General features: G+C 71.4%; 23 protein-coding genes, 1 tRNA gene and 1 pseudogene. 9 read left to right on the forward strand and 16 right to left on the reverse strand.

Going from position 1 to position 24,247, the window contains the following annotated elements:
• Window positions 1-12 precede the first annotated feature (12 nt).
• Complete coding sequence (locus AB0J12_RS33035; RefSeq protein ID WP_363268281.1) at window positions 13-486, forward strand: PPOX class F420-dependent oxidoreductase; 474 nt, start codon at window positions 13-15, stop codon at window positions 484-486.
• A gap of 4 nt (window positions 487-490) precedes the next feature.
• Here AB0J12_RS33035 and AB0J12_RS33040 read toward each other — a convergent pair whose 3' ends face one another.
• The 7 genes from AB0J12_RS33040 to AB0J12_RS33070 form a co-directional block, all read right to left on the reverse strand.
• Window positions 491-1,252 carry a TetR/AcrR family transcriptional regulator gene (locus tag AB0J12_RS33040; protein ID WP_363268282.1) on the reverse strand — a complete coding sequence of 254 codons (762 nt, stop codon included), beginning with the start codon at window positions 1,250-1,252 and terminating at the stop codon, window positions 491-493.
• Between the two features lie 304 nt (window positions 1,253-1,556).
• A complete protein-coding gene (locus tag AB0J12_RS33045; RefSeq protein WP_363268283.1) occupies window positions 1,557-3,740 on the reverse strand; it encodes a glycosyltransferase family 39 protein in 2,184 nt (727 codons plus the stop codon).
• On the reverse strand, window positions 3,737-5,119 hold the full coding sequence (locus AB0J12_RS33050; RefSeq protein WP_363268284.1) for a bifunctional glycosyltransferase family 2/GtrA family protein: 1,383 nt from the start codon (window positions 5,117-5,119) through the stop codon (window positions 3,737-3,739). The genes AB0J12_RS33045 and AB0J12_RS33050 overlap by 4 nt, the downstream gene beginning before the upstream one ends.
• Before the next feature lie 14 nt (window positions 5,120-5,133).
• Window positions 5,134-6,714, reverse strand: a complete 1,581-nt coding sequence (locus AB0J12_RS33055; RefSeq protein WP_363268286.1) for a HAMP domain-containing sensor histidine kinase — start codon at window positions 6,712-6,714, stop codon at window positions 5,134-5,136.
• Window positions 6,711-7,451, reverse strand: coding sequence for a response regulator transcription factor (locus AB0J12_RS33060; protein WP_363268287.1), 741 nt, complete (start codon window positions 7,449-7,451; stop codon window positions 6,711-6,713). Before AB0J12_RS33060 ends, AB0J12_RS33055 begins: the two co-directional genes overlap by 4 nt.
• A 137-nt stretch (window positions 7,452-7,588) precedes the next feature.
• Window positions 7,589-7,960, reverse strand: coding sequence for an antibiotic biosynthesis monooxygenase (locus AB0J12_RS33065; RefSeq protein WP_363268288.1), 372 nt, complete (start codon window positions 7,958-7,960; stop codon window positions 7,589-7,591).
• Window positions 7,961-8,104: 144 nt separating this feature from the next.
• Complete coding sequence (locus AB0J12_RS33070) at window positions 8,105-8,977, reverse strand: DUF2797 domain-containing protein (protein WP_363268289.1); 873 nt, start codon at window positions 8,975-8,977, stop codon at window positions 8,105-8,107.
• 200 nt (window positions 8,978-9,177) lie between these two features.
• On the opposite strand from AB0J12_RS33070, the gene AB0J12_RS33075 reads away from it, so the two are divergent.
• Window positions 9,178-9,948 (forward strand): GAF and ANTAR domain-containing protein, encoded by a 771-nt coding sequence (locus AB0J12_RS33075; RefSeq protein WP_363268291.1) that lies wholly within the window; start codon window positions 9,178-9,180, stop codon window positions 9,946-9,948.
• Between the two features lie 57 nt (window positions 9,949-10,005).
• Entirely contained in the window at window positions 10,006-10,743 is a 738-nt protein-coding gene (locus tag AB0J12_RS33080; protein ID WP_363268292.1) for a GAF and ANTAR domain-containing protein, read from the forward strand.
• On the opposite strand, the pseudogene AB0J12_RS33085 reads toward AB0J12_RS33080, so the two are convergent.
• Both AB0J12_RS33085 and AB0J12_RS33090 read right to left on the reverse strand, forming a co-directional pair.
• Window positions 10,733-11,627: pseudogene (locus tag AB0J12_RS33085) on the reverse strand (RNA polymerase sigma-70 factor). The gene AB0J12_RS33080 and the pseudogene AB0J12_RS33085 overlap by 11 nt on opposite strands.
• 48 nt (window positions 11,628-11,675) lie before the next feature.
• Complete coding sequence (locus AB0J12_RS33090; protein WP_363268293.1) at window positions 11,676-12,875, reverse strand: FAD-dependent oxidoreductase; 1,200 nt, start codon at window positions 12,873-12,875, stop codon at window positions 11,676-11,678.
• 365 nt (window positions 12,876-13,240) lie between these two features.
• On the opposite strand from AB0J12_RS33090, the gene AB0J12_RS33095 reads away from it, so the two are divergent.
• On the forward strand, window positions 13,241-13,792 hold the full coding sequence (locus tag AB0J12_RS33095; RefSeq protein ID WP_363268295.1) for a DUF4262 domain-containing protein: 552 nt from the start codon (window positions 13,241-13,243) through the stop codon (window positions 13,790-13,792).
• A 326-nt stretch (window positions 13,793-14,118) separates the two neighbouring features.
• On the opposite strand, the gene AB0J12_RS33100 is transcribed toward AB0J12_RS33095, so the two are convergent.
• The 5 genes from AB0J12_RS33100 to AB0J12_RS33120 form a co-directional block, all read right to left on the reverse strand.
• Window positions 14,119-14,604: a hypothetical protein gene (locus AB0J12_RS33100; RefSeq protein WP_363268296.1), complete on the reverse strand. Its 486-nt coding sequence runs from the start codon at window positions 14,602-14,604 to the stop codon at window positions 14,119-14,121.
• A 195-nt stretch (window positions 14,605-14,799) separates the two neighbouring features.
• Complete coding sequence (locus AB0J12_RS33105) at window positions 14,800-15,171, reverse strand: amidase domain-containing protein (RefSeq protein ID WP_363268297.1); 372 nt, start codon at window positions 15,169-15,171, stop codon at window positions 14,800-14,802.
• A gap of 731 nt (window positions 15,172-15,902) precedes the next feature.
• Window positions 15,903-16,175 (reverse strand): hypothetical protein, encoded by a 273-nt coding sequence (locus AB0J12_RS33110; protein WP_363268298.1) that lies wholly within the window; start codon window positions 16,173-16,175, stop codon window positions 15,903-15,905.
• A 270-nt stretch (window positions 16,176-16,445) separates the two neighbouring features.
• Window positions 16,446-16,655, reverse strand: coding sequence for a hypothetical protein (locus tag AB0J12_RS33115; protein WP_363268299.1), 210 nt, complete (start codon window positions 16,653-16,655; stop codon window positions 16,446-16,448).
• Window positions 16,656-17,040: 385 nt separating this feature from the next.
• On the reverse strand, window positions 17,041-17,430 hold the full coding sequence (locus tag AB0J12_RS33120) for a hypothetical protein (RefSeq protein WP_363268300.1): 390 nt from the start codon (window positions 17,428-17,430) through the stop codon (window positions 17,041-17,043).
• A gap of 63 nt (window positions 17,431-17,493) precedes the next feature.
• On the opposite strand from AB0J12_RS33120, the gene AB0J12_RS33125 reads away from it, so the two are divergent.
• Both AB0J12_RS33125 and AB0J12_RS33130 read left to right on the forward strand, forming a co-directional pair.
• Window positions 17,494-17,581: transfer RNA gene (locus tag AB0J12_RS33125), tRNA-Ser, on the forward strand.
• 183 nt (window positions 17,582-17,764) lie between these two features.
• Window positions 17,765-18,367, forward strand: coding sequence for a dihydrofolate reductase family protein (locus AB0J12_RS33130; protein ID WP_363268301.1), 603 nt, complete (start codon window positions 17,765-17,767; stop codon window positions 18,365-18,367).
• A 25-nt stretch (window positions 18,368-18,392) separates the two neighbouring features.
• On the opposite strand, the gene AB0J12_RS33135 is transcribed toward AB0J12_RS33130, so the two are convergent.
• Window positions 18,393-19,262, reverse strand: a complete 870-nt coding sequence (locus tag AB0J12_RS33135; protein WP_363268302.1) for a bifunctional DNA primase/polymerase — start codon at window positions 19,260-19,262, stop codon at window positions 18,393-18,395.
• A 485-nt stretch (window positions 19,263-19,747) separates the two neighbouring features.
• On the opposite strand from AB0J12_RS33135, the gene AB0J12_RS33140 reads away from it, so the two are divergent.
• Window positions 19,748-20,296, forward strand: a complete 549-nt coding sequence (locus tag AB0J12_RS33140; RefSeq protein WP_363268303.1) for a SigE family RNA polymerase sigma factor — start codon at window positions 19,748-19,750, stop codon at window positions 20,294-20,296.
• Between the two features lie 145 nt (window positions 20,297-20,441).
• Window positions 20,442-22,097, forward strand: a complete 1,656-nt coding sequence (locus AB0J12_RS33145; RefSeq protein WP_363268304.1) for a long-chain fatty acid--CoA ligase — start codon at window positions 20,442-20,444, stop codon at window positions 22,095-22,097.
• Window positions 22,098-22,182: 85 nt separating this feature from the next.
• Here the strand turns inward: AB0J12_RS33145 and AB0J12_RS33150 are convergent, their stop codons facing one another.
• Window positions 22,183-23,442 (reverse strand): MFS transporter, encoded by a 1,260-nt coding sequence (locus tag AB0J12_RS33150; RefSeq protein ID WP_363268305.1) that lies wholly within the window; start codon window positions 23,440-23,442, stop codon window positions 22,183-22,185.
• Between the two features lie 129 nt (window positions 23,443-23,571).
• On the opposite strand from AB0J12_RS33150, the gene AB0J12_RS33155 reads away from it, so the two are divergent.
• Window positions 23,572-24,150, forward strand: a complete 579-nt coding sequence (locus AB0J12_RS33155) for a TetR family transcriptional regulator (RefSeq protein ID WP_363268306.1) — start codon at window positions 23,572-23,574, stop codon at window positions 24,148-24,150.
• The last annotated feature ends 97 nt before the right edge of the window (window positions 24,151-24,247 follow it).

Raw genomic sequence — 24,247 nt, forward strand, 5'->3', positions numbered from 1 at the left:
TAGGCTGGCGGCATGGCACCGAACATCGCGACCAACACCCGCGTACCGCTGGAGCAGTTGCTGGACTTCGTACGGCCCCGTCACCGCGCCCTGCTGCTGACCCGGCGCGGTGACGGCAGCCCCCAGGCGTCCCCGCTGACCTGCGGGGTCGACGACTCCGGTCGGATCGTGGTCTCCACCTATCCGGAGCGGGCCAAGACCCGCAACGCCAAGCGGGACGCGCGGGACGCCGTCGTCGTGCTGAGCGACGAGTGGAACGGGCCGTGGGTGCAGATCGACGGCACCGCCGAGGTGATCGACGCGCCCGACTCCGTCGAGCCGCTCGTGGAGTACTACCGCACCATCGCCGGGGAGCACCCGGACTGGGACGAGTACCGGCAGGCCATGGTCAAGCAGGGCAAGTCGATCATCCGGATCACGCCGCAGCGGTGGGGGCCGATCGCCACGGGCGGTTTCCCGGCCCGGCTGGCGGAGCAGGACAGCTGACTCCTCAGCCGCGTTCCACCAGCGCCTCGATACCCGCGATCAGCAGGTCGAGCGCGTAGGTGAAGTCACGCTCCATCATCTCCTCGACCGTGTCGCCGCCGCGGGCCTCCATGAGCTCCTTGGACTCCTGGAGGACCTCGGCGCAGGCCGGGGTCTCGCTCACCTCGGCGACCGCGTGCCGGAAGTACTCGTCGCGGGACATGCCGAGGGTCGCGCTGCGCGTGTCGAAGTGGCCCTCGAGCGTGCCGTAGCCGTACACGAACTGGAAGACGGCCGAGATCGTGCTGGTGAGCCGGTGGACCGGCAGGCCGGTGCGGCGCACGACCTGCTGCACCACCCGGGAGAAGGCCAGGTGGTTCGGCCCGATGTTGAGGTACCGGCCGACCAGCGGCGACACCCACGGGTGGCGCACCAGCACCGCGCGGTACTGCTCGGCCAGTTCCCGCAGCTGCGCACGCCATTCGGCGTCGGCCGCCGTGGGGTCGGGCAGCTCCATCTCGCCGTACGCCGCGTCGAGGGCGAGTTCCAGCAGGTCGTCCTTGGTGTCGACGTACCAGTACACGGACATCGCGGTGACGTTCAGCTCGGCGGCCAGCCGGCGCATGGAGAACTTCGCCAGGCCCTCGGCGTCCAGCAGCCGCACGCTGACCTCGGTGATCCGGTCCCGGTCGAGCCCGGACAGCTGCCCGCCGCTCCGGCCGCCCCGCCGTGGCTTCTCCTGCCGCCACACGCTGTACCGCGCCGGCCGATCCGCTGCCCTGACCATCGGCGCATCCTCCTGAGACTCCGGCCACTGGCCCCACTGTAGGGGCGTGGGACCGTGTCGCTTGCGGCCCGTGTCCCTCGCGGTGCCGGGGCAGGGAGAAGGGGCCCGGCCGGGCCCCTTCTGTCAGGCCGTCATGTCTCGCAGCCGATCACGATGTTGCGGCCACCGTCGCCGTCGCACCTGTCCGTACCGGGGCCGCCGTCGAGGACGTCGTCGCGGGTCACGCTCACGGCCAGGGCACCGCGTCGCCCGGCGCGGCTCCTGGATGCGTACGGCCTGTCGTCCGTCGCTCGGCGTTCCCTCCTCAGCCGGTCTGCTTCTGCGTGAGGTCGTAGAAGGTGGCCGAGCCGGCCGTCACCTTCTTGAAGGTGCTCTGCACCCAGGAGGTGATCCGGGACGACGTGCCGTTGCCGCCGCCCATGCCTCCCATGCCTCCCATGCCTCCCATGCCTCCGGCGATGAAGTAGTGGATCTTCCCTTCCTGGACGTACTCCTTGAACTGGGCGAGTGTCGGCGACGGGTCGGTGCCGTTGAAGCCGCCGATCGCCATCACCGGGTCGCCGGTGGAGAGCTGGTAGCTCGCCGCGTTCTGGGAGCCGATCGACGCGGCGACCCAGGTGTACTTCGCGGCGTCCGTCTCCAGCAGCTGCTTGGCCGCGGCGGAGACGTTCGCACCGTTGAGCAGGCCGCCCGCGCCGCCACCCATCCCGCCTTCGCCGCCCGTACGGCCGCCGGGGAAGCCGTTGCCGTTCTGGCCGCCCGGCAACCGGCCCTGGTTCTGGCCCTGGTTCTGGCCCGGCGTGCCGCCGCCCGGGAAGCCGTTGCCCTGGCCCTGCTGACCTTGCCGGCCCTGCTGCCCCGGCATCACGCCACCGGGGAAGCCGCCGCGCACGCCGCCGCCGGGGCCGCCCCGGCCGCCCCTCATGCTCGCGCCCGCCGGGCCCGCCGTCGGGATGGAGCCGGTGTGCGCGGAGCCGACCGTGCTCAGCGTGTACGCCGTCGGACCGGCCAGCGCGGCCAGCACGCTCACGGCCGCCGCGGCGAGCGCGAGCTGTCGTGTCACACGGCCCGCGAAGATCAGGCCGAGCGCCCCGGTCAGGCCGCCGACCAGCACCAGCCACTTCAGCCAGGGCAGATGGTCGGGCGTGCGGTCGAGCAGTACATACCCCCAGACCGCGGCCGCCACCGCGGACGCGGCGAGCGCGAGTGCGGCCCGGATCTCCCTGCGCCGCTCCCACAGCAGGGCGGCGCCCATGCCGGTGACCGCCGCCAGGTAGGGCGCGAGCGCCACCGTGTAGTACTGGTGGAAGATGCCCGCCATGTAGCTGAAGACGGCCGTCGTCGTCAGCAGCGAGCCGCCCCAGACCAGGAACGCGCCCCGCGTCACCGACGTACGGCGGGCCCCGCGCGTGGCCCACAGCGCAGCCGCCAGCAGGATCAGCGCCGTCGGCAGCAGCCACGAGATCTGGCCGCCGACCTCGGAATTGAACATCCGGTTCCAGCCGGTCGCGCCCCACATCCCGCCGCCGTTGCCGCCACCGGGACCGCCGCCTGCGCCGACGCTGCCGGTCTCGTCGCCGCTGATGCGGCCGAGCCCGTTGTAGCCGAAGGTCAGCTCCAGGAAGCTGTTGTTCTGCGAGCCGCCGATGTACGGGCGGGACGACGCCGGCCACAGCTCCACGATCGCCACCCACCAGCCGCCCGAGACAACCAACGCGAGGGTGGCGAGACCCAGTTGGCCGAGGCGCTTGCTGAGACGCACCGGCGCGCACACCGCGTACGCCAGCGCCAGCGGCGGCAGGATCAGGAACGCCTGGAGGGTCTTGGCGAGGAACGCGAAACCGATCGCGACGCCGGCCCACACCAGCCACTTGGTGCGCCCGTCCTCCAGCGCGCGGACGAGGAGGTGGCAGGCGATCGCCATGAGCAGCGCCAGCATCGCGTCCGGGTTGTTGAACCGGAACATCAGCGCCGCGACCGGGGTGAGCGCGAGCACCGCGCCCGCGAGCAGGCCGGCCGCCGGGCCGGACCGGCGCCGTACCGCCGCGTACACGACCGCGACCGTGGCCACGCCCATCAGCACCTCGGGGACGAGGATCGCCCACGCGTTCAGGCCGAAGATCCGCACCGACAGCTCCATCGGCCACAGCGAGGCCGGGGGCTTGTCGACGGTGATGGCGTTCGCGGCGTCGAGGGAGCCGAAGAAGAACGCCTTCCAGCTCTTGCTGCCGGCCTGGACCGCCGCCGAGTAGAAGGAGTTGGCCCAGCCGGAGGCGCTCAGGTTGTAGAGGTAGAGCAGACCCGTCGCCATCAGCAGGCCGAGGAAGGCCGGGCGGGCCCAGCGCGGGTCCTGCGGCCGCTCCGGGGGCTCCGCGGCCGCTGGGGACTCCGCGGCTTCCGGGGCGGAAGGGGCGGAAGGGGCGGGTCCGGGGGGAGCGGTCGGGGGCGGGCCCCAGGTGGCCACGTCGTCGGCGCGGTGGGTGGTCATCGGCGGTCCCTCGGGTCGGTGTCGTACGGGTGCACCGGCTGCAGTTGCACGGTGGCGTCCTTCTCCCACTCTCGGCTTCGCTCGAGCGGGGGGACCCCCATGGCGGGGTTCGCGGCGTCTGCGGCGCGGACGGGCGTGGGCTCCCGGTCCGGGAAGACCCACGCGCGGAAGAGCAGGAAGCGCAGCACGGTCGCCGCGAGGTTGGCGGCGATCAGCACGGCCAGCTCGGTGGAGTGCGCGGGCTGCGCCGTGGCCGCGCCGAGCGCGGCCAGCGAACCGCTGGTCAGCACCAGCCCGATACCGAACACGACGAGTCCCTGCGCCTGATGGCGTACGGCGCCGCCGCGGCCGCGCACCCCGAAGGTGAGCCGGCGGTTGGCGGCGGTGTTGGCGATCGCGGAGACCAGCAGGGCCAGCGCGTTGGCGAGCTGGGAGCCGGTGACGGTGCGCAGGCCGCTGTAGAGCAGCAGGTAGAAGACGGTGGACAGGCCGCCGACCACGAGGAAGCCGACGAGCTGGCGGGCGAGTCCGGTGGGGACGTCCTTGATGTCGCGGTCGCGCGGGTCGTCGCCGAAGGGCCGGGCGAGCCGGTCCAGCGGCAGCGACCCGGTGGCCAGCGCCCGGCCCACCCGCCAGACACCCTTGAGGTCGTCGGTCGCCGTTCTGACGATGTGCACGGTCGAGTCGGGGTCGTCGACCCAGTCGACGGGCACCTCGTGGATGCGCAGTCCGGCGCGTTCGGCGAGCACCAGCATCTCGGTGTCGAAGAACCAGCCGCTGTCCTCGACGAGCGGCAGCAGCACCCGGGCGACCTCCCTCCGGATGGCCTTGAAGCCGCACTGCGCGTCGGAGAAGCGGGCCTGGAGCGAGCCGCGCAGGATGAGGTTGTAGGTGCGGGAGATGAACTCACGTTTGGCGCCCCGCACGACCCGCGCGCTCCGGCTCAGCCGGGAACCGATCGCGAGGTCGGAGTGGCCGGAGATGAGCGGTGCGACCAGTGGCAGCAGCGCGTTGAGGTCGGTGGACAGGTCGACGTCCATGTAGGCGAGGACGGGGGCGTCCGAGGCGGACCAGACGGTCCGCAGGGCCCGCCCGCGGCCCTTGAGCTCCAGCCGGACCACCCGCACCTGTGCCAGGCGCTCCCCCAGCCGGGCCGCCACCTGCGGGGTGGTGTCGGTCGACGCGTTGTCCGCGATGGTGATGCGGAACGCGTAGGGGAAGGTCCGGGTGAGGTGCTCGTGCAGTCGCTCGACGCACGGCCGGAGGTCCTTCTCCTCGTTGTAGACGGGGATCACGACGTCCAGGACAGGCGTTCCGGCCGGCGCGGCCGGGAGGTGCTCCCGCGCCGGCAGAGTGCCGGGAGAAGAGTCGGTTCGCATGCGAACGACTGTGGTCAGGCGCCCTGTTGTACCCGTGTGGTGGCGCTGTGCTGCGCCTGTGAGTCCTGCGCCGGCCGCCCGGTGAGCGCGGGCAGGTGCACGGTGAACACGGTCCGGCCGGGCACGCTGTCGACACTCACGGCCCCGCCGTGCGCGCTCGCGACGGCCTGCACGATGGCGAGCCCGAGCCCGGTGGAGCCGGTGGCGCGGGAACGCGCCGAGTCGCCGCGCGCGAACCGTTCGAAGACGTGCGGGAGCAGGTCGGGTGGGATGCCCGGACCGTCGTCCTCCACGTCCACGCAGCTGAAGGGCCCGGCCCTCCGCACGCGCGCCGTGACCGTCGTGCCGGGCGGGGTGTGGGTGCGGGCGTTGGCGAGCAGGTTGACCAGCACCTGCTGGAGCCGGGCGGGATCGGCGGACACCAGGACGGGTTCGTGGGGCAGGTCCAGGCGCCACACGTGGTCGCGTCCGGTGGCCCGGGCGTCGCTGACGGTGTCGACGACGAGCGGGACGAGATCGGTGTGCTCGAACCGCAGGGGCCGGCCGGCGTCCAGGCGGGCGAGCAGCAGCAGGTCCTCGACGAGGAGGGTCATCCGGCCGGCCTCGGACTCGATACGGCCGAGCGCGTGCCGGGTGTCGGGGCCGACCTGTTCACGGCCGCGCCGGGTCAGCTCGGCGTACCCGCGGATGGAGGCGAGCGGGGTGCGCAGCTCGTGGCTGGCATCGGCCACGAACTGCCGTACCCGGGTCTCGCTCTGCTGGCGGGCGTGCAGGGCGCCGTGCACATGGTCGAGCATGCGGTTGAGGGCGGCGCCGACCCGGCCGACCTCGCTGTGCGGGTCGCACTCGGACTCCGGGACGCGTTCGGAGAGGTTCACCTCGCCGGAGTGCAGGGGGAGTTCGGAGACCCGGGTGGCGGTCGCGGCGACCTTGCGCAGCGGGCGGGTGGCGACACCGACGAGCACGAAACCGGCGATCCCTGCGGCGACGAGCCCTGCGGCGGTGACGCTGACCTCGACGAGGACCAGGGTGTCGACGGTGCCGGTCACGTCGGCGGTGGGCAGGGCGACGTAGTACGACTCGCCGCCGTCGAAGCCGGTGATGTACCGCGCGCGGTACTCGCCGAGACCCGGCACGTCGACGGAGTGCGTGCCGTCGTCCTTCGGGACGGAGGCGAGGGCCGCCTTCTGCTCCGCGTCCAGCGCGACGGCGTTCATGGTCTTGTAGGCGCCGTTGCTGTCGTCGGTGCGCTCGCCGACGGCGGCGCTGGTGAGGGTGGAGCCGGTGACGTAGGCGGCGATGGTCCTCGGCTGGACCGGCCCCTGCGTGACCAGCCTGTCGATCCGTTCGCTCGCCGGAAGGGGTGTCTGCGGCGGGTTGTCCGGCAGATGGCCGCCCGCCGCCCGCACGGCGATGTCCTTGACCTTGCTGTCCAGCTGGTCGACGAGGTGCTGGCGCAGGGCGATGGTGGTCACCGTGCCGATCACCGTGCTCACCACGGCGACCAGGGTCACCGACGCGACGACGAGCCGCGTCCGCAGGGTGCGCGGCTGCCGGCCCCGCCACCGCGTGCGCGGCCGTCGCCGGACGCTCATGACACCGCGGGCTTGATCAGGTAGCCGGCGCCGCGCCGGGTGTGGATCATCGGCTCGCGCCCGGCGTCGATCTTCCGCCGCAGGTAGGAGATGTACAGCTCGACGACGTTGGCCTGGCCGCCGAAGTCGTAGGACCAGACCCGGTCCAGGATCTGCGCCTTGCTGAGCACACGCCGCGGGTTGCGCATCAAGAAGCGCAGCAGCTCGAACTCGGTGGCGGTGAGGTGGATGTGGTCGCCGCCCCGGGACACCTCGTGGCTGTCCTCGTCGAGCATGAGGTCGCCGACGACGAGCACGGAGTCCGAGCGCCGGTCGGCGGCGCCGGAGCGCCGGATGAGGCCGCGCAGCCGCGCCACGACCTCCTCCAGGCTGAACGGCTTGGTGACGTAGTCGTCGCCGCCCGCGGTGAGACCGGCGATGCGGTCCTCGACGGCGTCCTTCGCGGTCAGGAAGAGGACGGGCACGTCCGGCAGCTCGCGGCGCAGCCGTCCGAGGACGGACAGCCCGTCCATGTCGGGCAGCATCATGTCGAGCACGACGGCGTCGGGCCGGAACTCCCGCGCGGTCCGCAGCGCGCCGTGCCCGTCCCCCGCGCTGCGGATCTGCCAGCCCTCGTAGCGCAGGGCCATCGACAGCAGCTCGGTGATCGACAGCTCGTCGTCCACCACCAGCACCCGGACGGGGCTCCCGTCCGGCCTCAGCAGTTCGGTGCGCCCCTGGGGCGAGGTCGTGGTCATGGTGACCACCCTGTCCGGGAGCTCTGAGAGGAGGCTTTCCCCCGTCTGTGATTTTCCTGAGAAACGCACAGGGGGCTGACAGGAAGCGGCTCGGCCGCGCCCTGCCTGCGCTGCCGGGCCCGGGGCCGGGTGTGCGGTCAGCCGGTGGCGGGACGTTCGTAGCTGTGGCTGCGTTCCACCTTGGCGACGTGCAGGGTGTACCGGTCGTACCACTGCGCGCGCCCGCGCTGCTGGGCCCGCCGGTGTTCGAGGTCGCTGCGCCAGGCCTCGAGGGCGGTGGCGTCCTGGAAGTAGCCGACGGTGATCGACAGCCCACCGGCGCTGCGGGCGTGGTCCATGCCGAGGTATCCCGGCACCTTTTCGACGAGTTCCTCCATCCGCTCGGCGGTCTCGGCGTACCCCTCCTCTTCCGCGGTCCGGACGGAGGTGAAGACGACGGCGTAGTAAGGCGGTTCGTGGGCGGGGACGGGGACGGGCCCGTCCCCGGGAAGGGACTGGGGATCGCTCATGGGCCAAGCGTGATCGCTCCCGGCGGCGTCCACCAGACCTTTTGCCCAACGGTCGAACAGGCCTTGCCCCAGGGGAAGACAGACCCTTGGCCCACGATCAGGCAGACCCTTTGACCCACGGTCGGCCGGCCCCTCGCCCCACCGTCAGAACAACCCGTCCTGGGCTGGCGCCTCCCGCCTCAACGGCACGACCGGCACCGACAGTTCGCGCTGCGCCGCCGGGACGAGCCCCCACCCCGGCAGCAGCCGCGTGTCGAGGACGACCTCGCCGCGCGGCGTGCGCAGATGCAGGTCCGGCCCGGCCGCCCCGACCAGCTCTCCCCGCACCACGCCTCCCGCGACCAGCCCGCGCACCTCCCCGACGGGCGCGGACAGCCGGGACAGCCCGAACGCCTCCGCGTGATCGGCGACCCGGCACGGCTCGCGCGCCAGCGACTCCGGCCACCCGCCGAGCGCCACGGCCCGCGCGTGCAGGGCCACGACCTCGGCGGCCCGCTCGCCCGCGTCACGCGGCAGCCACGCCCGAACGGCCCGCTTCTCGGCGTACGCGATCCGGTCCGGGACACCCAGCGCGGACCGCAGCAGCTCCTCGGTCCGCCGCGCCGCCATCAGCGGTCCGGTCCCGAGCCGGCTGAAGCAGACGGCCCCCTGCTCCAGCAGCCGGGCGGCTCCGCGCTCGACGGCGGTGATCCCGACCTTCACCAGGCCGGGCCCGAACCAGGCCAGATACACGTGGTACGGCCGCGGGTCGTCGGCCATCGTGTCCGCGGCCACGGAGTGCGCCCGCTCCAGCCGCGCGCACTCCTCGCACCGCGCGCCCGTACCGCGCGCCGGAACCTGTGTCCGCCCCGGACACGGATTCCCCCGCGCCCCCACACAGGTCCGCCCACCCCCTTCCTCCACGCCGAAGGCCACCGTCTTCCCCCAGGTCAGCGCACTGCGCCGCCCCCCGTCCCACACCAGCTGCGGGCTGCCGTCCGCCCAGCGCATCCCCACACATCGCCACACCTGTGCCATCACTGCCGAGCGTAGGGGGAGCCACTGACAACGCCCGCCGCGACCACGGGCCGCCGGGTTTTCCGGGCCGCGCCACAGGAGACTCGGGCGGAGTGGACCGCCATCCGATGCCGTGCCGGTCGCTTCCACCACACAATCGCGGTCCGTGAGGCAAGATCGGTGGAACCAGTGGCCGGCAAGGGCGCGGGGAGGTGAGGGCGGTGGCGGTGGCCGGTGACGGCGCGTTCGAGGACGACGACTACGAACGGCAGACCGACGCCCGGCGCGCCCGCGTCGCCCGGGAACTCATCGTCGGCGTCCGCGGCCTGCCCCCCGCCGAGGTCCCCGACGCGCTGTGCCGGGCCTGCATGACGCTGCTGCCGTGGGTCTCGGGCGTGTCGGTGTCCGTCTGCGGACGTGACACGGACACCGGAGTCGTGCTGTGCGCGAGCGACGCCGTCGCCACCCGGATCGCCGAGATCCAGTACACGCTGGGCGAGGGGCCCTGTACGGAGGCCGTCCGGCTGCGCGCCCCGGTGTTCGCGACGGATCTGACCCGGGCGCCCGACGCCCGCCGGTGGCCGTTGTTCAGCGACCAGGCCGCCAAGGCGGGCGCGCAGGCCGCCTTCTCGCTGCCGCTGACGGTCGCCGACACCCCTCTCGGCACGCTGGATCTGTACCGGCGGGTGACGGGCTCGTTGAGCGAGGACCAGGCGAGCTGGGCGCTGCTGGTCGCCGACGCGGTCACCTTGGCCGTGATTGCGCTCGACCGGGCTTCTGCGGAGACCAACGGAGTCGTAACGTGGCTGGAGGGGGCACAAGCAGACCGGGAGGAGGTGCACCAGGCCACCGGGATGATCATGGTCCAGCTGGGCGTCGGGGCGGACGAGGCCGTACTTCTCCTGCGCGCCCGGGCCTTCGCGCAGGGCCGCACCACGACCGAGATCGCACGGGCGATCATCGCCCGCACCATGGACATCCGGAACGACTGACCCACAGAACGACATGACCCATCGCACAACAGGACCGAACCCGCCCGGGAGGCGAGCATGAACCGCGAGCGAGAGCTGGCGCAGGCGTTCGTCGACCTGGCGGACACCTATGCGGAGGAATTCGACCCCCTACGACTCTTCGACCGCCTGGTGCACACCTGTCAGGGGCTGCTCGACGTGTCCGCGGCTGCGGTGATGATGGCCGACGCCCGGGGCACCATGACCACGATGGCCGCCACGGAAGAGGAGGCGGCGTTCATCGAGGTGCTCCAGATGCAGACCGGCCGCGGCCCCTGCATGGAGTGCTTCCGTACCGGCAGGTCGCGGGACATCCCCGACATCAGCACGGAGTACGAGCGCTGGCCGCAGCTCGTGGACGCGATGATCGACGCCGGGTACTGGTCCCTGCACACGGTGCCGGTGCGGCTGCACGAGCGGCAGCTGGGCGCGCTCACCCTGCTCGGCCACTGTGTCGGCGCCCTGCCCGACGGCGACGCGCACCTGGCACAGGCGCTGGCCGACTCCGCCGCGCTGTCCCTGATGCACTGGTCCATGGAACCGGCCCGCGGCGACGACGTCATCACCCGCGTGCAGAGCGCCCTCGGCGCCAAGGCCACCCTGGAGATCGCCAAGGGCATGCTCGCCGCCTACGCCGGCATGTCGGTCGCGGAGGCCGGCCGTCACCTCGGCGACCATGCCGCCCGCCGCCGGGTGAGCCTCGCCGACACCGCGAGCGCCCTGGTCAACCGCACGATGGAGCTCGAGTCGGTCGTGAGCAGGCCGCTCACCGGGTGAACGCGGTCTCGCCCCCGACGCGCGACAGCTTGTGCGGGTTGCGGACGTAGTAGAGGCCGGTGATACGGCCGTCCCCGACCCGCACGGCCATGACGCCGTCGAGCTGGCCGTCGACGCGCAGCAGAAACGCCGGGCTGCCGTTGACCTGGGTGAGTTCGGCGCTGATCTCGGCCCCGGTCTTGCGCATGGCGCCGACGGCGAAGCGGGCCACCTTGTCCGCGCCGAGGACCGGTCGCCGCGCGGCCTGCTTGATGCCGCCGCCGTCGCTGAGCAGGACGACCTCGGGGGCGAGCACGTCGAGCAGCCCCTGCAGGTCGCCGGTCTCCACGGCCCGCTGGAACGACTCCAGCGCCGTGCGGGTCGCGCTCGTGGAGACCTCCTCGCGCGGCCGGCGGGCGTCGACGTGCCGGCGGGCGCGGTGCGCGATCTGGCGCACGGCCGCGGGGCTCTTGCCGACGGCGGCGGCGATCTCGTCGTAACCGAGGTCGAACACCTCGCGCAGCACGAAGACGGCCCGCTCGGTCGGCGACAGCGTCTCCAGTACGAGCATCAGCGCCATCGACAGGCTCTCGGCCAGCTCCACGTCCTCGGCCACGTCCGGTGCGGTGAGCACCGGCTCGGGCAGCCAGGGACCGACGTACGCCTCCTTGCGGCGCTTCATCGTGCGCAGCCGGTTGAGCGCCTGCCGGGTGGTGATCCGGACCAGGTAGGCGCGCTGGTCGCGGACCTGCGTCAGGTCCACCTTGTCCCAGCGCAGCCAGGTCTCCTGCAGGACGTCCTCGGCGTCGGCGGCCGAGCCGAGCATCTCGTAGGCGACCGTGAACAGCAGGGTCGCGGTGGGCGACGAAACTCTCGGTCGCCGGATGGGTGGCGTGGTCGCTCACCTGTCGTTCCCCTCTCCGTCGCGGCTGCCCGCGGTCGGTCCCGACTGTCTAGGCTGCCGGTCCGGCGGTCGCGGGCACCTCGACGCGCCGGGACTGCAGCAGCTGCCGGCGCTTGGCGTCCTTCGCCCACCAGGTGCGCACGCCGGGGCGGCGCGCCTCGTAGCCCAGCTGCCAGACGGTGCTGCGGCAGATGACCTCCTTGAGCTTCGCGCCCGGACGGCCGGCCAGGTGGAACGGGACGGCGACGTCGTTGCGGTGCGCGAACTGGAAGACACCCGCGCGACGCCCGAGGCTCAGGCACACGCCGGCGAAGCCGACCTGGACGGGCCTGGGCGCGGTGCCCGCGATCCGGCTGAGCACGGTCTCGGCGGCCTGCGGGCCGAGCTGCACCGCCGACTGGCAGCCCATCCGGTACGGCAGACCGGAGGGCGCCGCCGCGTCCCCGGCCGCCACGACCCGTGCGTCGTCCACGCTCGTCAGCGTCTCGTCGGTGAGCAGCCGGCCCAGGGCGTCGGTCCGCAGCCCGCTGCGCGCGGCGAGGTCCGGCACGCCGAACCCGGCGGTCCACACGGTGACGTCGCTGGGCACCACACGGCCGTTCTGGAGGGTGACGGCGTCGCGGGTCACCTCCGTCACCTGTGTGCCGGGCCCGTCGAGCACCCGCACGCCGAGCCGGGCCAGCCGCCGGGCGACGTCGCGCCGTCCTCGCGCGTGCAGCGACGGCCCGAGCGCCCCGCCGCACACCAGGGTCACGGCCCGCCCCTGTTCCGCCAGCTCGGCGGCGGTCTCGATACCGGACGGCCCGGCCCCGACGACGGTCACCGCGGCCTTCGCCGGAGCGGTGTCGAGCAGCGGCCGCAGCCGCTCGGCGTCCTCCAGGCAGGCGATCGGGCGGGCGAACTCGGCGGCCCCAGGCACCTGGGGATCGGCGCTGCCGCTGCCGACGGCGTAGACCAGGTAGTCGTAACGCAGAGCGTCGCCGCCGGCCAGCGCGACCCGGCGCCCGCCGGTGTCGATCCGCTCCACACTGCCGACGACCAGCCGCACACGCTCGGCCAGCACCTTGCGGTAGTCGACGACGGCGCTGTGGCTGCCGCCCACCAGCTGGTGCAGCCGGATCCGCTCGACGAAGGAGGGACGCGGGTTGATCAGGATGACGGACACGTCGCCGCGCTGCGTGAGCCGGTTGGCGGCCATGACACCGGCGTACCCGCCACCGATGACGACGACGTCGATGGTCTCGGACATGAGCCCTCCTGGTCTGTGGTGGTGACCGTTCACCCCCAAGACACCGGGCCCTGCGCGGCTGTGACACGGGGTGAGCCGGATCACTGCACACGGTCGGGGCGCGATGGGCGGGCCGCATACGTCCGGAAACGCCAGAGGCCCCGGATTTCTCCGGGGCCTCTGTTCTGTGTGCACTCGGCGGATTCGAACCTGCAGCCTTCTGATCCGTAGCTCTATGTGGATCGGTCAGCGACAGTCATTCCGGTCGCTCCACGGCCCCGGAGGGACGGTACCGGTCGGGGGCGGCTGCTGAGGTTGCGGTACTTCGCTGCTGTACGCCTACCCCGGGAGACGGCCCCGTGTGCGAGCAGGCCTACTCTCCTCGGATGGACGACGCCCCTTGCTTCTGCCTCCTCTGCGCCCCGACGGAATGGGGCGGCCCCGTGTCGAAGGAACGCGACAGCCGCATAGCGAAGAGCGTTGCGGAGTTCGGCTGGCACGTCATGGGCGTGGCCGGCGGTGATGCCCCCGGCGACTGGGGCTACTCCATCGGTCTCTGGCACACACTGCGTAGTCCCGAGGTAAGCGTGTTCGGCCTGCCATCGCAGACCGCGATGCGCGTGGCGAACGCTGCTGGGGCAGCGATACGGGATGGCAACCCTCTGGAGCCCGGCCAGCACCGGGGAGACGTCCTCAACGGCTACGACGTGGCCGTCCGGCCGGTGCATCCCAGCTGGTATCACGTCTTCTTCGGCGCAGGCATCGACTTCTACCAGACCCGCCACTGCCAATCACGCAGCTTTTCTGGCCGGACAAGGCCGGGCGGTTCCCTTGGGAAGAGGGAGCGGACGAGCGCTGCCGCACGGGGCAACCACTGCTCTGGATTCCGAAAGCCGAGACCACGGGCCCTTGGACCGAAATCACGTGAGCAATCTTGACAACCGTCGTGGCAGCGATGTCACCGTGGGTTCAAATCCCACCGCCTCCGCAGGTCAGAGACGTGCCGGTCAGAAGGGGTGTCCCTCGATGAGGGGCGCCCCTTCCGCGTGGGGCCTGTCTCACCTTGATCCGGTCCTGTCGCGTTGTGGATCACTGCGTGTGGACCAGGCGTGGACCAGCATTGGGTGACAAACAGCAGGTCAGCTGAGGTCGGCGGATTGGCGTTGTCGCGGGCCAGCGGGCGGAGGGCGCCATGACATGGAAGATGACAAGCCCCCCGCCTTCCGACTCGTTCCGGAGGACGGGGGGCTTATCGCTCACGCGATCAGCTGTTGTTCTTCATCTGGGAGCTGGTTGCTCCCGGCTCCTTGGGCACCCAGCTGGGAGCGTGGGTGGCATCCTTGAAGTCGGTCGACTTCATGAGGATCCGCCAGTCCTCCTTGCCCGCGTCGCCATCGAGTCGAACGGTGAAGTCTTTGACCTGATGCGTGTCGTGGAAGTACAGGACTACGACCTGGCGTTCTGAACCACCATCATAGAAATCACCTGTCACTTTTCCACGGGCGCCGGCGCCGAAGCCCTTGACCCAGTTCTCGGCGGTCTTTCGGGCCTCCGTCTTGCTGCTGTCACTGGTCGCCAGGGAACGAAGGTCTTCCGTCTTGCCGTCGGCGATGTCCCAGACCAGCTTTTGCACTGCCAGCAAGGAGTCCGTAGAGGGGTAGCCGACCACGTGCAACGGCTCATGGTCGGCGTAAGCCTGCTCGTAGGACGTGTCCGGTCTGCCGGCGTCAGCTGAGCTGTTGCCGAACACGGCACATCCGGAGGTAAGTAGCGCTGCTGCTGCAACCCATCCGGCCGTTGCCTGGCTCCGCTTCAACCTGGGCATCCCACGTCCTTGTTAGTTGCGGTCCTTGGGCCTGACGATCGTGACCTTCTCGATCGGGTTGGAGGTACGCCTGTACCGTTGGATCACCTCGGCAAGAGTGGTCTCGTTCTTCAGGCCGTGCTACACGATCCTCGCGTGCCCCTGCACCATGGCCGACACGATGGCTACGTGGTTGTAGATGGGCTCCTTCTTCCACTTGAAGAAGACGAGATCTCCGACCTTCGCGTTGTACTCCTGCGGGATGACCGCGCTGTGGCGCCACTTCGTCACGTGTCGCCGGAGGTAGTCCGCGCTCGTCCAAGCCCAGCTCTTACCGAATCCGTACTTGCCCTGCCACCAGGCGTTATCGGCTTTGCGCCCGCCGGGGCGCATCTGCATCCCGCCCCCGTAGTACAGAGCCTTCGAGACGAAGTTCGCGCAGTCGGTGCTGTACTCCCACTTGGTGTCCAGGTTGTTGTACGCCCAGCCGGCCGTCCCATGGCCGTCAACCACTGCGGCTGCCGCAGCCGTCTATGCCGACGGGGACGGCGCACCGGCGTCAGGACCGTAGACGTGCTCGTCGATGAGCGGCTGCGGCACATCCTCCTGGTTGGCGGGGATGTTCCCGTTCGAGTCAGGAAGGTGCGGGTCGGCTGAAGGGGCGACCCAACCACGTGCGGCCCAGACTGCCTCGGGAACGACCGGGGAGTCGACGGCGGCAACCTCTGTCGAGGGGACGTCGGCAACGTCTGAAGGGCGTTGTCGGCAACATCCGTAGAGGCGTTCGCCGGATCGGTGATGACCCCGGTGGCGCCGGGGGTGACTGTGGAGGCGTTCGCTGTTCCTGCGATGGCGCAGGTGGCGGTAAGGGCGAGCACTGCTGCGCCGGTGATCGTACGGCCGAGCTTCTTGCGCACGAGTGGAGTTCCTTCCCCCTATGAATGGTTCCCGGCCGCCAGTGTTGCGGTCGATGCGGCTCCGGGACCCGCTGAGGTTACCCGCTGGTAGCTGAGGCAAAAGCAATGAAATTTCAGGCTTTGGCTGGATCCCAGCGGTTTGGTTGGTGATGCCAGATACGGCAGCGGGCGGAATTCGAGAACCCGCCAGGAGGATGGAGAGGCGGATGCGGGGGTTCCTGGTTGGCCGGTATTTGGTGGTATCCCAGCCGGAGACACCGAGGGAAAGACGGAGGCGTCACCCCCTTGGCAGGTGGGGTGACGCCTAGGTAGTCACAGGGCAGCTTGCTACTCCTCAGCAGCTTCAAGGGCCCGCTGAATCTGCCCGTTCGCGCGCTGCTGGGTGCGGTGAATGGCCTTCGCGTTGAAGCGGAACAGGACTGCGATGCTGTGACCTGCTCGGCGGGCCACCTCGGCCGGGGAGACGCCGGACTCAAGCCAGAGCGAGACACCCACGTGCCGCAGGGAGTACGGCACGTCAGCCAGGGGTGAGGCCGCTTCGGCTTCGGTCAGCACGGCGAGTCGAGCCGCTTTCCATACCTCCCCGTACTCCTTGGACAACCAGTGGCCGCCCCCTGGGCCGCGCGGAACAGCCGGCCGTCTTCGGCGGTACCGAACTCCTTGATGTGCTCTCGGATCAGGCGCACGAGGACGGGGGGAATCGGTACAGGACGGGTCGCCTTGCGGGCCCGCTTCTTCAGGCCGCGCGTGTCGAACGACTCGCCCGTGTCGGTCCAGCCGGAGCCGACGCGGGGCATGCTCGTGGACAGGAGCACTTCCCCCCAGCCCTCTTCGGGAAGGGTGAAGTCGTCCTCGCGGAGGCCGGCCGCCTCACCCGGTCGGCGTGTGGGAGGTCTTGGTGATCAGCGGGTCCACTCGCACACCACGAATGAGGACGTGACCTGGCTTGTCCGGGGAGACGGAGACTCGCGTGCACCGCCACTCGTCGGCGATGTACGGCGCGGCCTTCTGAAACTCCTCCAGGCTCACCTTCGGCAGGCAGCTGGCCCGCACGACGACGCCGAACGGGTCAGGCTTCACCTTCAGCGTGGGCGTGAGGACCCGGGGTTTGGGTGGCTTGCCGCCCGTGCTCGACAGCGACGCCAGCGGGTCGGCGTCCTGTCCGTCACGGACAGCCCAGCCATGGGAGCGAACCGCTTCCGCGCCCGGCGCACCCGTACGGCCTGGCGGATGCTGGCCCGCATCATCGAGTCAGCCAGCAGGTAGCGGACCACCTACACCACCGTCCACACGGCGAGAGAGGCCAGGCCCGCCCCGACCAGAACCGGGGCCTAGCCCATCACCTCACTTACGTCACTCAGGGTCACGTCGCTTCCTCCCCTCGTTTCCGGATTGCCCAGCTCTCCGCACTGCCGCGACGTGCCGAAGCGTGTCGTCGCGGCGGTGCGGGAGGAGTCGGTGACGCTCATGCGGCGTCAGCGGCCGGGACGGGGGTGAGCAGGTAGAGGCGCTCGGTGCGGTAGGCGATGCCGTCCGAAAGCTGGCCGTTGAAGATCCGCGCCCACGGCGTGGCGAACAGCTCCACCGGCATCACCGGAACACCGGGCTTGAGGCCGTCGGGGAGACCGGTCTCCGGAACGGTGATCTTCATGGCCTCGGCGCGGTCCTCCTCCATGAAGAAGAGGGTGATGGTGCAGAGCTTGGCACCGGTCTCCCGGTCCACGGCGAACTGCGTCTTCTCGGCGTTCGCGTACTTGGGCACCGGCAGGGTGCCGACGATGAACGAGGCGGAGGGCAGCAGGCCTGTCCCGCAAGTCGGCGCAGCAGAGTGGCCAATGGACCCCGTGTGGACCATGGCTGCACCGCACGCGATGCTTCCCACATGCCTCAGCCGCTCCGCCCCAGGTAAGAGCGTGCCGAGGCCGACTGCCGAGCGGCCGAGCGGAACGGTCTTGAGAACCGTCGTGGCAGCGATGTCACCGTGGGTTCAAATCCCACCGCCTCCGCGCGAGCAGCACTGACAACGGCCCCTGACCGGTTGAACGGCCAGGGGCCGTTGCGCTGCGCCGGTCCCCTGTGTGATGTCACAGGGCCGTGCGATGATCGCCGTGCGATCGGGGGGCCGCGAACTGTGCACGAAGGCGGTCGCTTCGAGCCGCACATCGCAGCCGATCGACGAAAGGCCATCCGTGCGCAGGCTCGTCTACTACATCGCCACCACGCTCGACGGCTTCATCGCCGGGCCGGACGGCGCCGATCCCTCCGGCCCGAACGGCTTCTGGCCGATTGCCGACGACTACCTCCAGCATCTCGTGACGGAGTACCCGGAGACTCTGCCCGCTCCGGCCCGGGCGGCGCTGTCCGTCACGGCCGAAGGGACGCGCTTCGACACCGTCCTGGAAGGACGGCGGTCCTACGAGATCGGCCTCGCGGCCGGGATCACCGATGCCTTCCCTCATCTGCGTCATCTCGTCTTCTCGCGCACCCTCTCCGAGAGCCCGGACCCCGCCGTCGAAGTGGTGGCCGGCGATCCGGTGGCGAAGGTGCGGGAGCTGAAGCAGGAGGACGGCAAGGACCTCTGGCTGATCGGCGGCGGGGAACTGGCCGATGCCCTGTACTCGGAGATCGATCAGCTGATCCTGAAGGTGGCACCGCTGACCATCAGCGCCGGGATACCGCTGTTCTCCGGGAAGGCCACGTTCGACCCGCGTCGCTGGGAACTGTCGGACCACACCGTCCTGAAGAGCGGAGCGCTGTTTCTCACCTACTCGCGCGTCACCGACCGGGCGTGAGCCTGCTCACCGGCTGCACAAGGGTTCACGGCCGATGTCCTGTCAGCCGTGCCGCCGACGCGATCGTCGCTCGCGCCTCGTGTTCTGTCAGGCCCGTGTTCAGGGCCGCGTCGAGCAGGGGGGCCAGCAGGGCCTGGCCGAAGCCGTTCTCGTAGGCGCGGCAGGCGGCCCAGAACAGGCGGGTGTTGCGCTGGCCCTCGTGTGCCGCGAGGACGAAGTGGACCAGGCCCTGGCCGTGTGGGTGCGCCGGCCGATGAGGCGGGTGGTCCTCGCGCGGGGGCGGCAGCAGCAGACGCAGCAGCGAGGGCGGGCAGGGTGCCGGCGTCAGGTGGGCGCTGCCGGGGGCGACGGTGTACTCGCCGTGCTCGGTGCGGGAGCCGGGGCCGACCAGGTAGCCGCCGGCGCCGCGGATGTCGATGCCGGGGGCGAGGCGGCTCGCGGAGTTGGGGACGGCGATGTCCGGGGGGCCGGTGAGCCAGAGGTGGCGGCCGCCGGAGGGGGTCAGGACGACGACCGTGGGCGGGATCGTGAACAGATGGCGCAGGGCCAGCTCGCGCAGGGCGGTGGCGGAGTCCGTGCCGGTCTTGGTGTCGAGGTCGATGCCGACCAGGTGGTGCGGGGGCAGTCCGCAGGCGATGCCGTAACCCGTGGCCCTGGGCGCGGCGGCGAACAGTGCGCGGATGCGTGCGGGGTCGGTGGAGGCGTCGTACACGCCGTGGCCGAAGCGGCCGCACTCGCCGTGGCAGGGCGGGGTGCCTGCGGGGTTGTCGCGGTGGGGGGAGCGCAGGGCCGGGAGTTTCGTCCGGGACAGGGGGATGACGGCCAGACCGCGTTCGGCGGCTGACAGTGCGTGGGCGAGGGCCAGCGTCCTGGCCTGCCGGTCGGTGGGGGCCATGGATTCATTTTCGTACGTATGTTCGAAGATGGGAAGGGGCCCTGTCGTCGGGTTCGAGGTGTGCTCTGTGGGGGGTTCACAAGGTCAGCGCGGCGGGGCTCCGGCACCGCCATGCAGGCGTGTGCGCGGGCCACATGGGTGCGGGTGCGGGGTGTGGGGGCCTCCCCGCAGGCGCGGCGCGCGAGCAGGCCACATGTGTGCGGAGGTACGGCGAGGGCCGCTGCCCGGGCGTGCGAGCAGGCGCACATGCCCGGACGCACCGCCCGCCGGGCCGACCCTGGTGACGGCGGCGACCGTCGGGCCGGCATCGGCGCTGGTCCCGGCCGTGGACGCATGGCATCCTCGGGGTTCGTCCCGCAGGCGCGTCCACCCGTGGGTCCACCTCTGGGAGGTGGGGCGAACCCCACCCCTACAACCTGAGGGGGACTCCGCTTCGGGACCTGCGGGTGATCCGCGACGACGGTCGGCGCTCCTAGCGTGGAGTCATGACCACACCCGTCTGCACCAGCGCTTCGACGGCCGCGACGTGGGCGCCGCCGCACACGTCCTTCTCGGCGTACGTCCGGGCCCGCCAGTCGGCGCTGCTGCGTACCGCCCGCTCGCTCACCGCGAACCCGAGCGACGCGGAGGACCTGCTGCAGACCGCGCTCACCAAGACGTACGTCGCCTGGGAGCGCATCGAGGACCACCGCGCGCTGGACGGCTATGTGCGCCGGGCGCTGGTGAACACCCGCACCTCGCAGTGGCGCAAGCGCAAGGTCGACGAGTTCGCGACGGACGAGCTGCCCGAGCCCGACCCCGCCCCCGGCGGCGACGACCCGGCCGAGCGCCAGGCGCTGCACGACGCGATGTGGCGGGCGATCATGAAGCTCCCGGCGCGGCAGCGGGCGATGGTGGTCCTCAGGTACTACGAAGATCTCAGCGAGGCCCAGACGGCGGAGGTGCTCGGCGTGTCGGTGGGGACGGTGAAGTCGGCGGTGTCGCGCGCGCTGGGCAAGCTGCGCGAGGACCCGGAGCTGATACCGGCGCGCTGAGCCGGTCCGAGTCGTCGCTCACACCGGTTCCGTGACCCAGGGCGCAGTGATCGATCACCGCTGCCTAGTGACATACCACTTGGTATGTGCGCAGAATCAGCGCATCCGTTACCACCGCGTAGGCGACGTCGCCCGGGAGGACGCCGTGCAGAGCACGATGCAGGACGTACCGCTGCTGATCTCAAGGATCCTGACCCACGGGTCGACGGTCCACGGGACCTCGCAGGTGACCACCTGGACGGGTGAGGGGGCACCGCAGCGCCGCTCCTATGCCGAGATCGGCGCCCGCGCCGCCCAGCTGGCGCATGCCCTGCGCGAGGACCTGGGCGTACGCGACGACGACCGCGTGGCCACCCTGATGTGGAACAACGCCGAGCACGTGGAGGCCTACTTCGCCATCCCCTCGATGGGCGCGGTCCTGCACACGCTCAACCTGCGTCTGCCTGCCGAGCAGCTGACCTGGATCGTCGGCCACGCCGCGGACAAGGTCATCGTGGTCAACGGTTCCCTGCTGCCGCTGCTGGCCCCGCTGCTGCCGCACCTGAAGAGCGTCGAGCACATCGTGGTCACCGGCCCGGGCGACCGCACGCTGCTCGCGGACGCCGCGCCGCAGGTCCACGAGTACGAGGAGCTGCTCGCCGGGAAGCCGAGGGCGTACGACTGGCCGGAGCTGGACGAGCGGCAGGCCGCCGCCATGTGCTACACCTCCGGCACCACCGGCGACCCCAAGGGCGTGGTCTACAGCCACCGTTCGATCTACCTGCACTCCATGCAGGTCAACATGGCCCAGTCGATGGGCCTGACCGACCAGGACACCTCCCTGGTCGTGGTGCCCCAGTTCCATGTGAACGCCTGGGGCCTGCCGCACGCCACCTTCATGACCGGCGTCAACCTGCTGATGCCGGACCGGTTCCTGCAGCCGGCTCCGCTCGCCGAGATGATCGAGAGCGAGAAGCCGACCCACGCGGCCGCCGTCCCCACCATCTGGCAGGGCCTGCTCGCCGAGCTGCACGCCAAGCCGCGTGACGTCTCCTCCCTCCACCAGGTCACCATCGGCGGCTCGGCCTGCCCGCCCTCTCTCATGGAGGCCTTCGACCAGCTCGGCATGCGGGTCTGCCACGCCTGGGGCATGACGGAGACCTCCCCGCTCGGCACGGTGGCCCGCCCGCCGGCCCATGCGGTCGGCACCGAGGAGGAGTTCGGCTACCGCCTCACCCAGGGCCGCTTCCCCGCCTCCGTGGAGGGCCGCCTCACCGGCCCCGGTGGGGAGCGCCTGCCCTGGGACGGCGAGTCGGCGGGCGAGCTGGAGGTGCGCGGCCCGTGGATCGCCGGCGCGTACTACAACGGCCCCGACGCCGAAGCACTGCGCCCCGCCGACAAGTTCAGCGAGGACGGCTGGCTGAAGACCGGTGACGTCGGCACCATCTCCCCCGACGGCTTCCTCACCCTCACCGACCGGGCCAAGGACGTCATCAAGTCCGGCGGCGAGTGGATCTCCTCCGTCGAGCTGGAGAACGCGCTGATGTCCCACCCGGACGTCGCCGAGGCCGCCGTCGTCGCCGTCCCCGACGACAAGTGGGGTGAGCGCCCGCTGGCCACGGTCGTCCTCAAGGAGGGCTCGACCGCCGACTTCGAGTCCCTGCGCGCCTTCCTCGCCGAGGAGGGTCACATCGCCAAGTGGCAGCTCCCGGAGCGCTGGACCATCGTCGAGACGGTCCCGAAGACGAGCGTCGGCAAGTTCGACAAGAAGGTGCTCCGCAGAAAGTACGCGGCGGGCGAGCTGGACGTCACCCAGCTCTGACACCGACGGCTTACCCAGGGGGCGGGCGCGTCACCGTCGTACGACGACGACGCGCCCACCGCCCGCCCGCTCCCCGGCGAGACACTCACCGGCGTACCGCCGTGGCGCCCCAGCCGATCGCCAGCCAGGCCGCCGCCACCACGCACACCCCGCCCCAGCCGAAGTGGCCGAAGGCCGGGCCCGCCAGGGCCGAGGCGAGCGCGCCGCCCGCGAAGCCGCTGACCACGTAGGCGGTGTTGGCGGCGGCCGGGGTGGTCGTGGTGGCCAGTGCCAGGGTCTGGTTGGCGACGTGGGAGGCGACCAGGGCGGCGTGGATCGCGATCGCGGCGGCGAAGAGCGCGGCGATGGCATGGCCGCCGAGCCAGAACAGCGGCACCGAGACCGCGGCGACCAGATAGGCCGTGCGGACGACCTTCGCCGCGCCGAACCGGTCGACCAGGCCACCGGCCAGCGGCGCGACCACGCTGGCCGCGAGCCCGAAGAGGCCGAACAGCCCGGCCGTCGCGGTCGACAGGCCGTAGACCGGACCGGTCAGCAGCAGGGCGAGCGAGGTCCACAGGGCGCTCCACGCCCCGAACATCCCCGCCTGCCGCACGCACGCCCGCCACAGGTCGGGCGAGCGGCGCACCAGGGCGGGCAGCGCAGCGATCCCGGCGAGGAAGCCGGCGCCGCCCTTGCGGGTCGACGGCAGGACGACCGCGGCCGCCAGGCCCAGCGTGAGCGTGAGGACGCCCGACCCCGCGAACACCCAGCGCCAGCCGAACGCCTGCCCGGCCAGGCCGCCGACCACGCGAGCGGCGACGATGCCCGTGAACAGGCCCGCGATGACGGCGGCGACGTGGAAAGCGCGGCGGTCGGCGGGCGCCCGTTCGGCGACCAGCGGCACCAGCAGCTGCGGAATGACGGTCGCCGCGGCAGCGACGAACACCGCGCCCGCGAGCGCGCCGATGCCGGGCGCGGCGGCCCCGGCGGCCAGCGCGAGGGCGGTGAGGACGGTGAGGGTGGTGACCAGCCGGCGCCGGTTGGCGGTGTCGCCGAGCGGGGCGAAGAACAGCAGGCCGACGGCGTAGCCGAGCTGGGCGACGGAGGCGACCCAGGCGATCGCCGGCGGGGTGGAGCCGAAGTCGTGGGCGATCAGCGGGAGCAGCGGCGCGGCGAGGTAGATGTTGGCGGCCGTGACCGCGGTGCAGACGGCGATGAGGATCAGGAAGAGCGCGGAGGAGGGGGTGCAGGGGCCTGCGTCGCGCCCCACGGGGCGGCGGACGCCGTGGGGCGCCGAGGACAGGGGTGCCGAGGGCACGGGGGTCGAGGACACGGGGGTCGAGGACATGGGGGTCGAGGACATGGGGAGGGACTCCTTCGAGCCGGCTCTCACAACTAACTGGTTGGTTGGATGGTGGGTGAACAGTCTGGAGGTCCGGTCGATTCCCTGTCAACCAAACAGTTGGTTACCCGAGCGGCTACCCTGTCGCCCATGGCAGCAAGGGACCCCGAGGCCACCAAGGCCCGCATCTTCGAGGCAGCCGTCGCCGAGTTCGCCCGGCACGGCATCGCGGGCGCCCGCATCGACCGCATCGCGAGCGAGGCGAAGGCCAACAAGCAGCTGATCTACGCCTACTTCGGCAACAAGGCGGAGCTGTTCTCCCAGGTCCTCGGCCGCTCCATGGTCGACCTCGCCGCCGCGGTGCCCGTCGACCCCGACGACATCGAGGGCTGGCTGGACCGCCTCATGGACTACCACGCCGCCCACCCGGAACTCCTGCGCCTCCTCTACTGGGAGGGCATCGAGTACGGCACCGACGAGCTGCCCGACGAGGCCGAGCGCCAGGACCACTACGCCGCCAAGGTCGCCGCGATGCGCGACGGTCAGGAACGCGGCGTGATCAGCGACGCGATCCCGCCCGCGGACCTGCTGTTCCTGCTCATCGCCCTGGCGAACTGGGTCACCGTCGTCCCGCAGATGAGCCGCATCCTCGTCGGCGCCGACGGCCCCGACCGCGCCCGCCTGCGCGCCTCGGTGCAGGAGGCGGCGCGCAGGATCATCGCACTGTGAGCTATTGACCTGAAGCGTTGTTAACGCGGGTGATCGGTGGGTGGCCGCCGAGTGCGGTGTGGCAGCGGTGGTGGTTGTAGGTGTGGAGGAAGTCTGC

It is taken from the genome of Streptomyces sp. NPDC049915 (genome assembly GCF_040656475.1).
GTDB lineage: Bacteria > Actinomycetota > Actinomycetes > Streptomycetales > Streptomycetaceae > Streptomyces.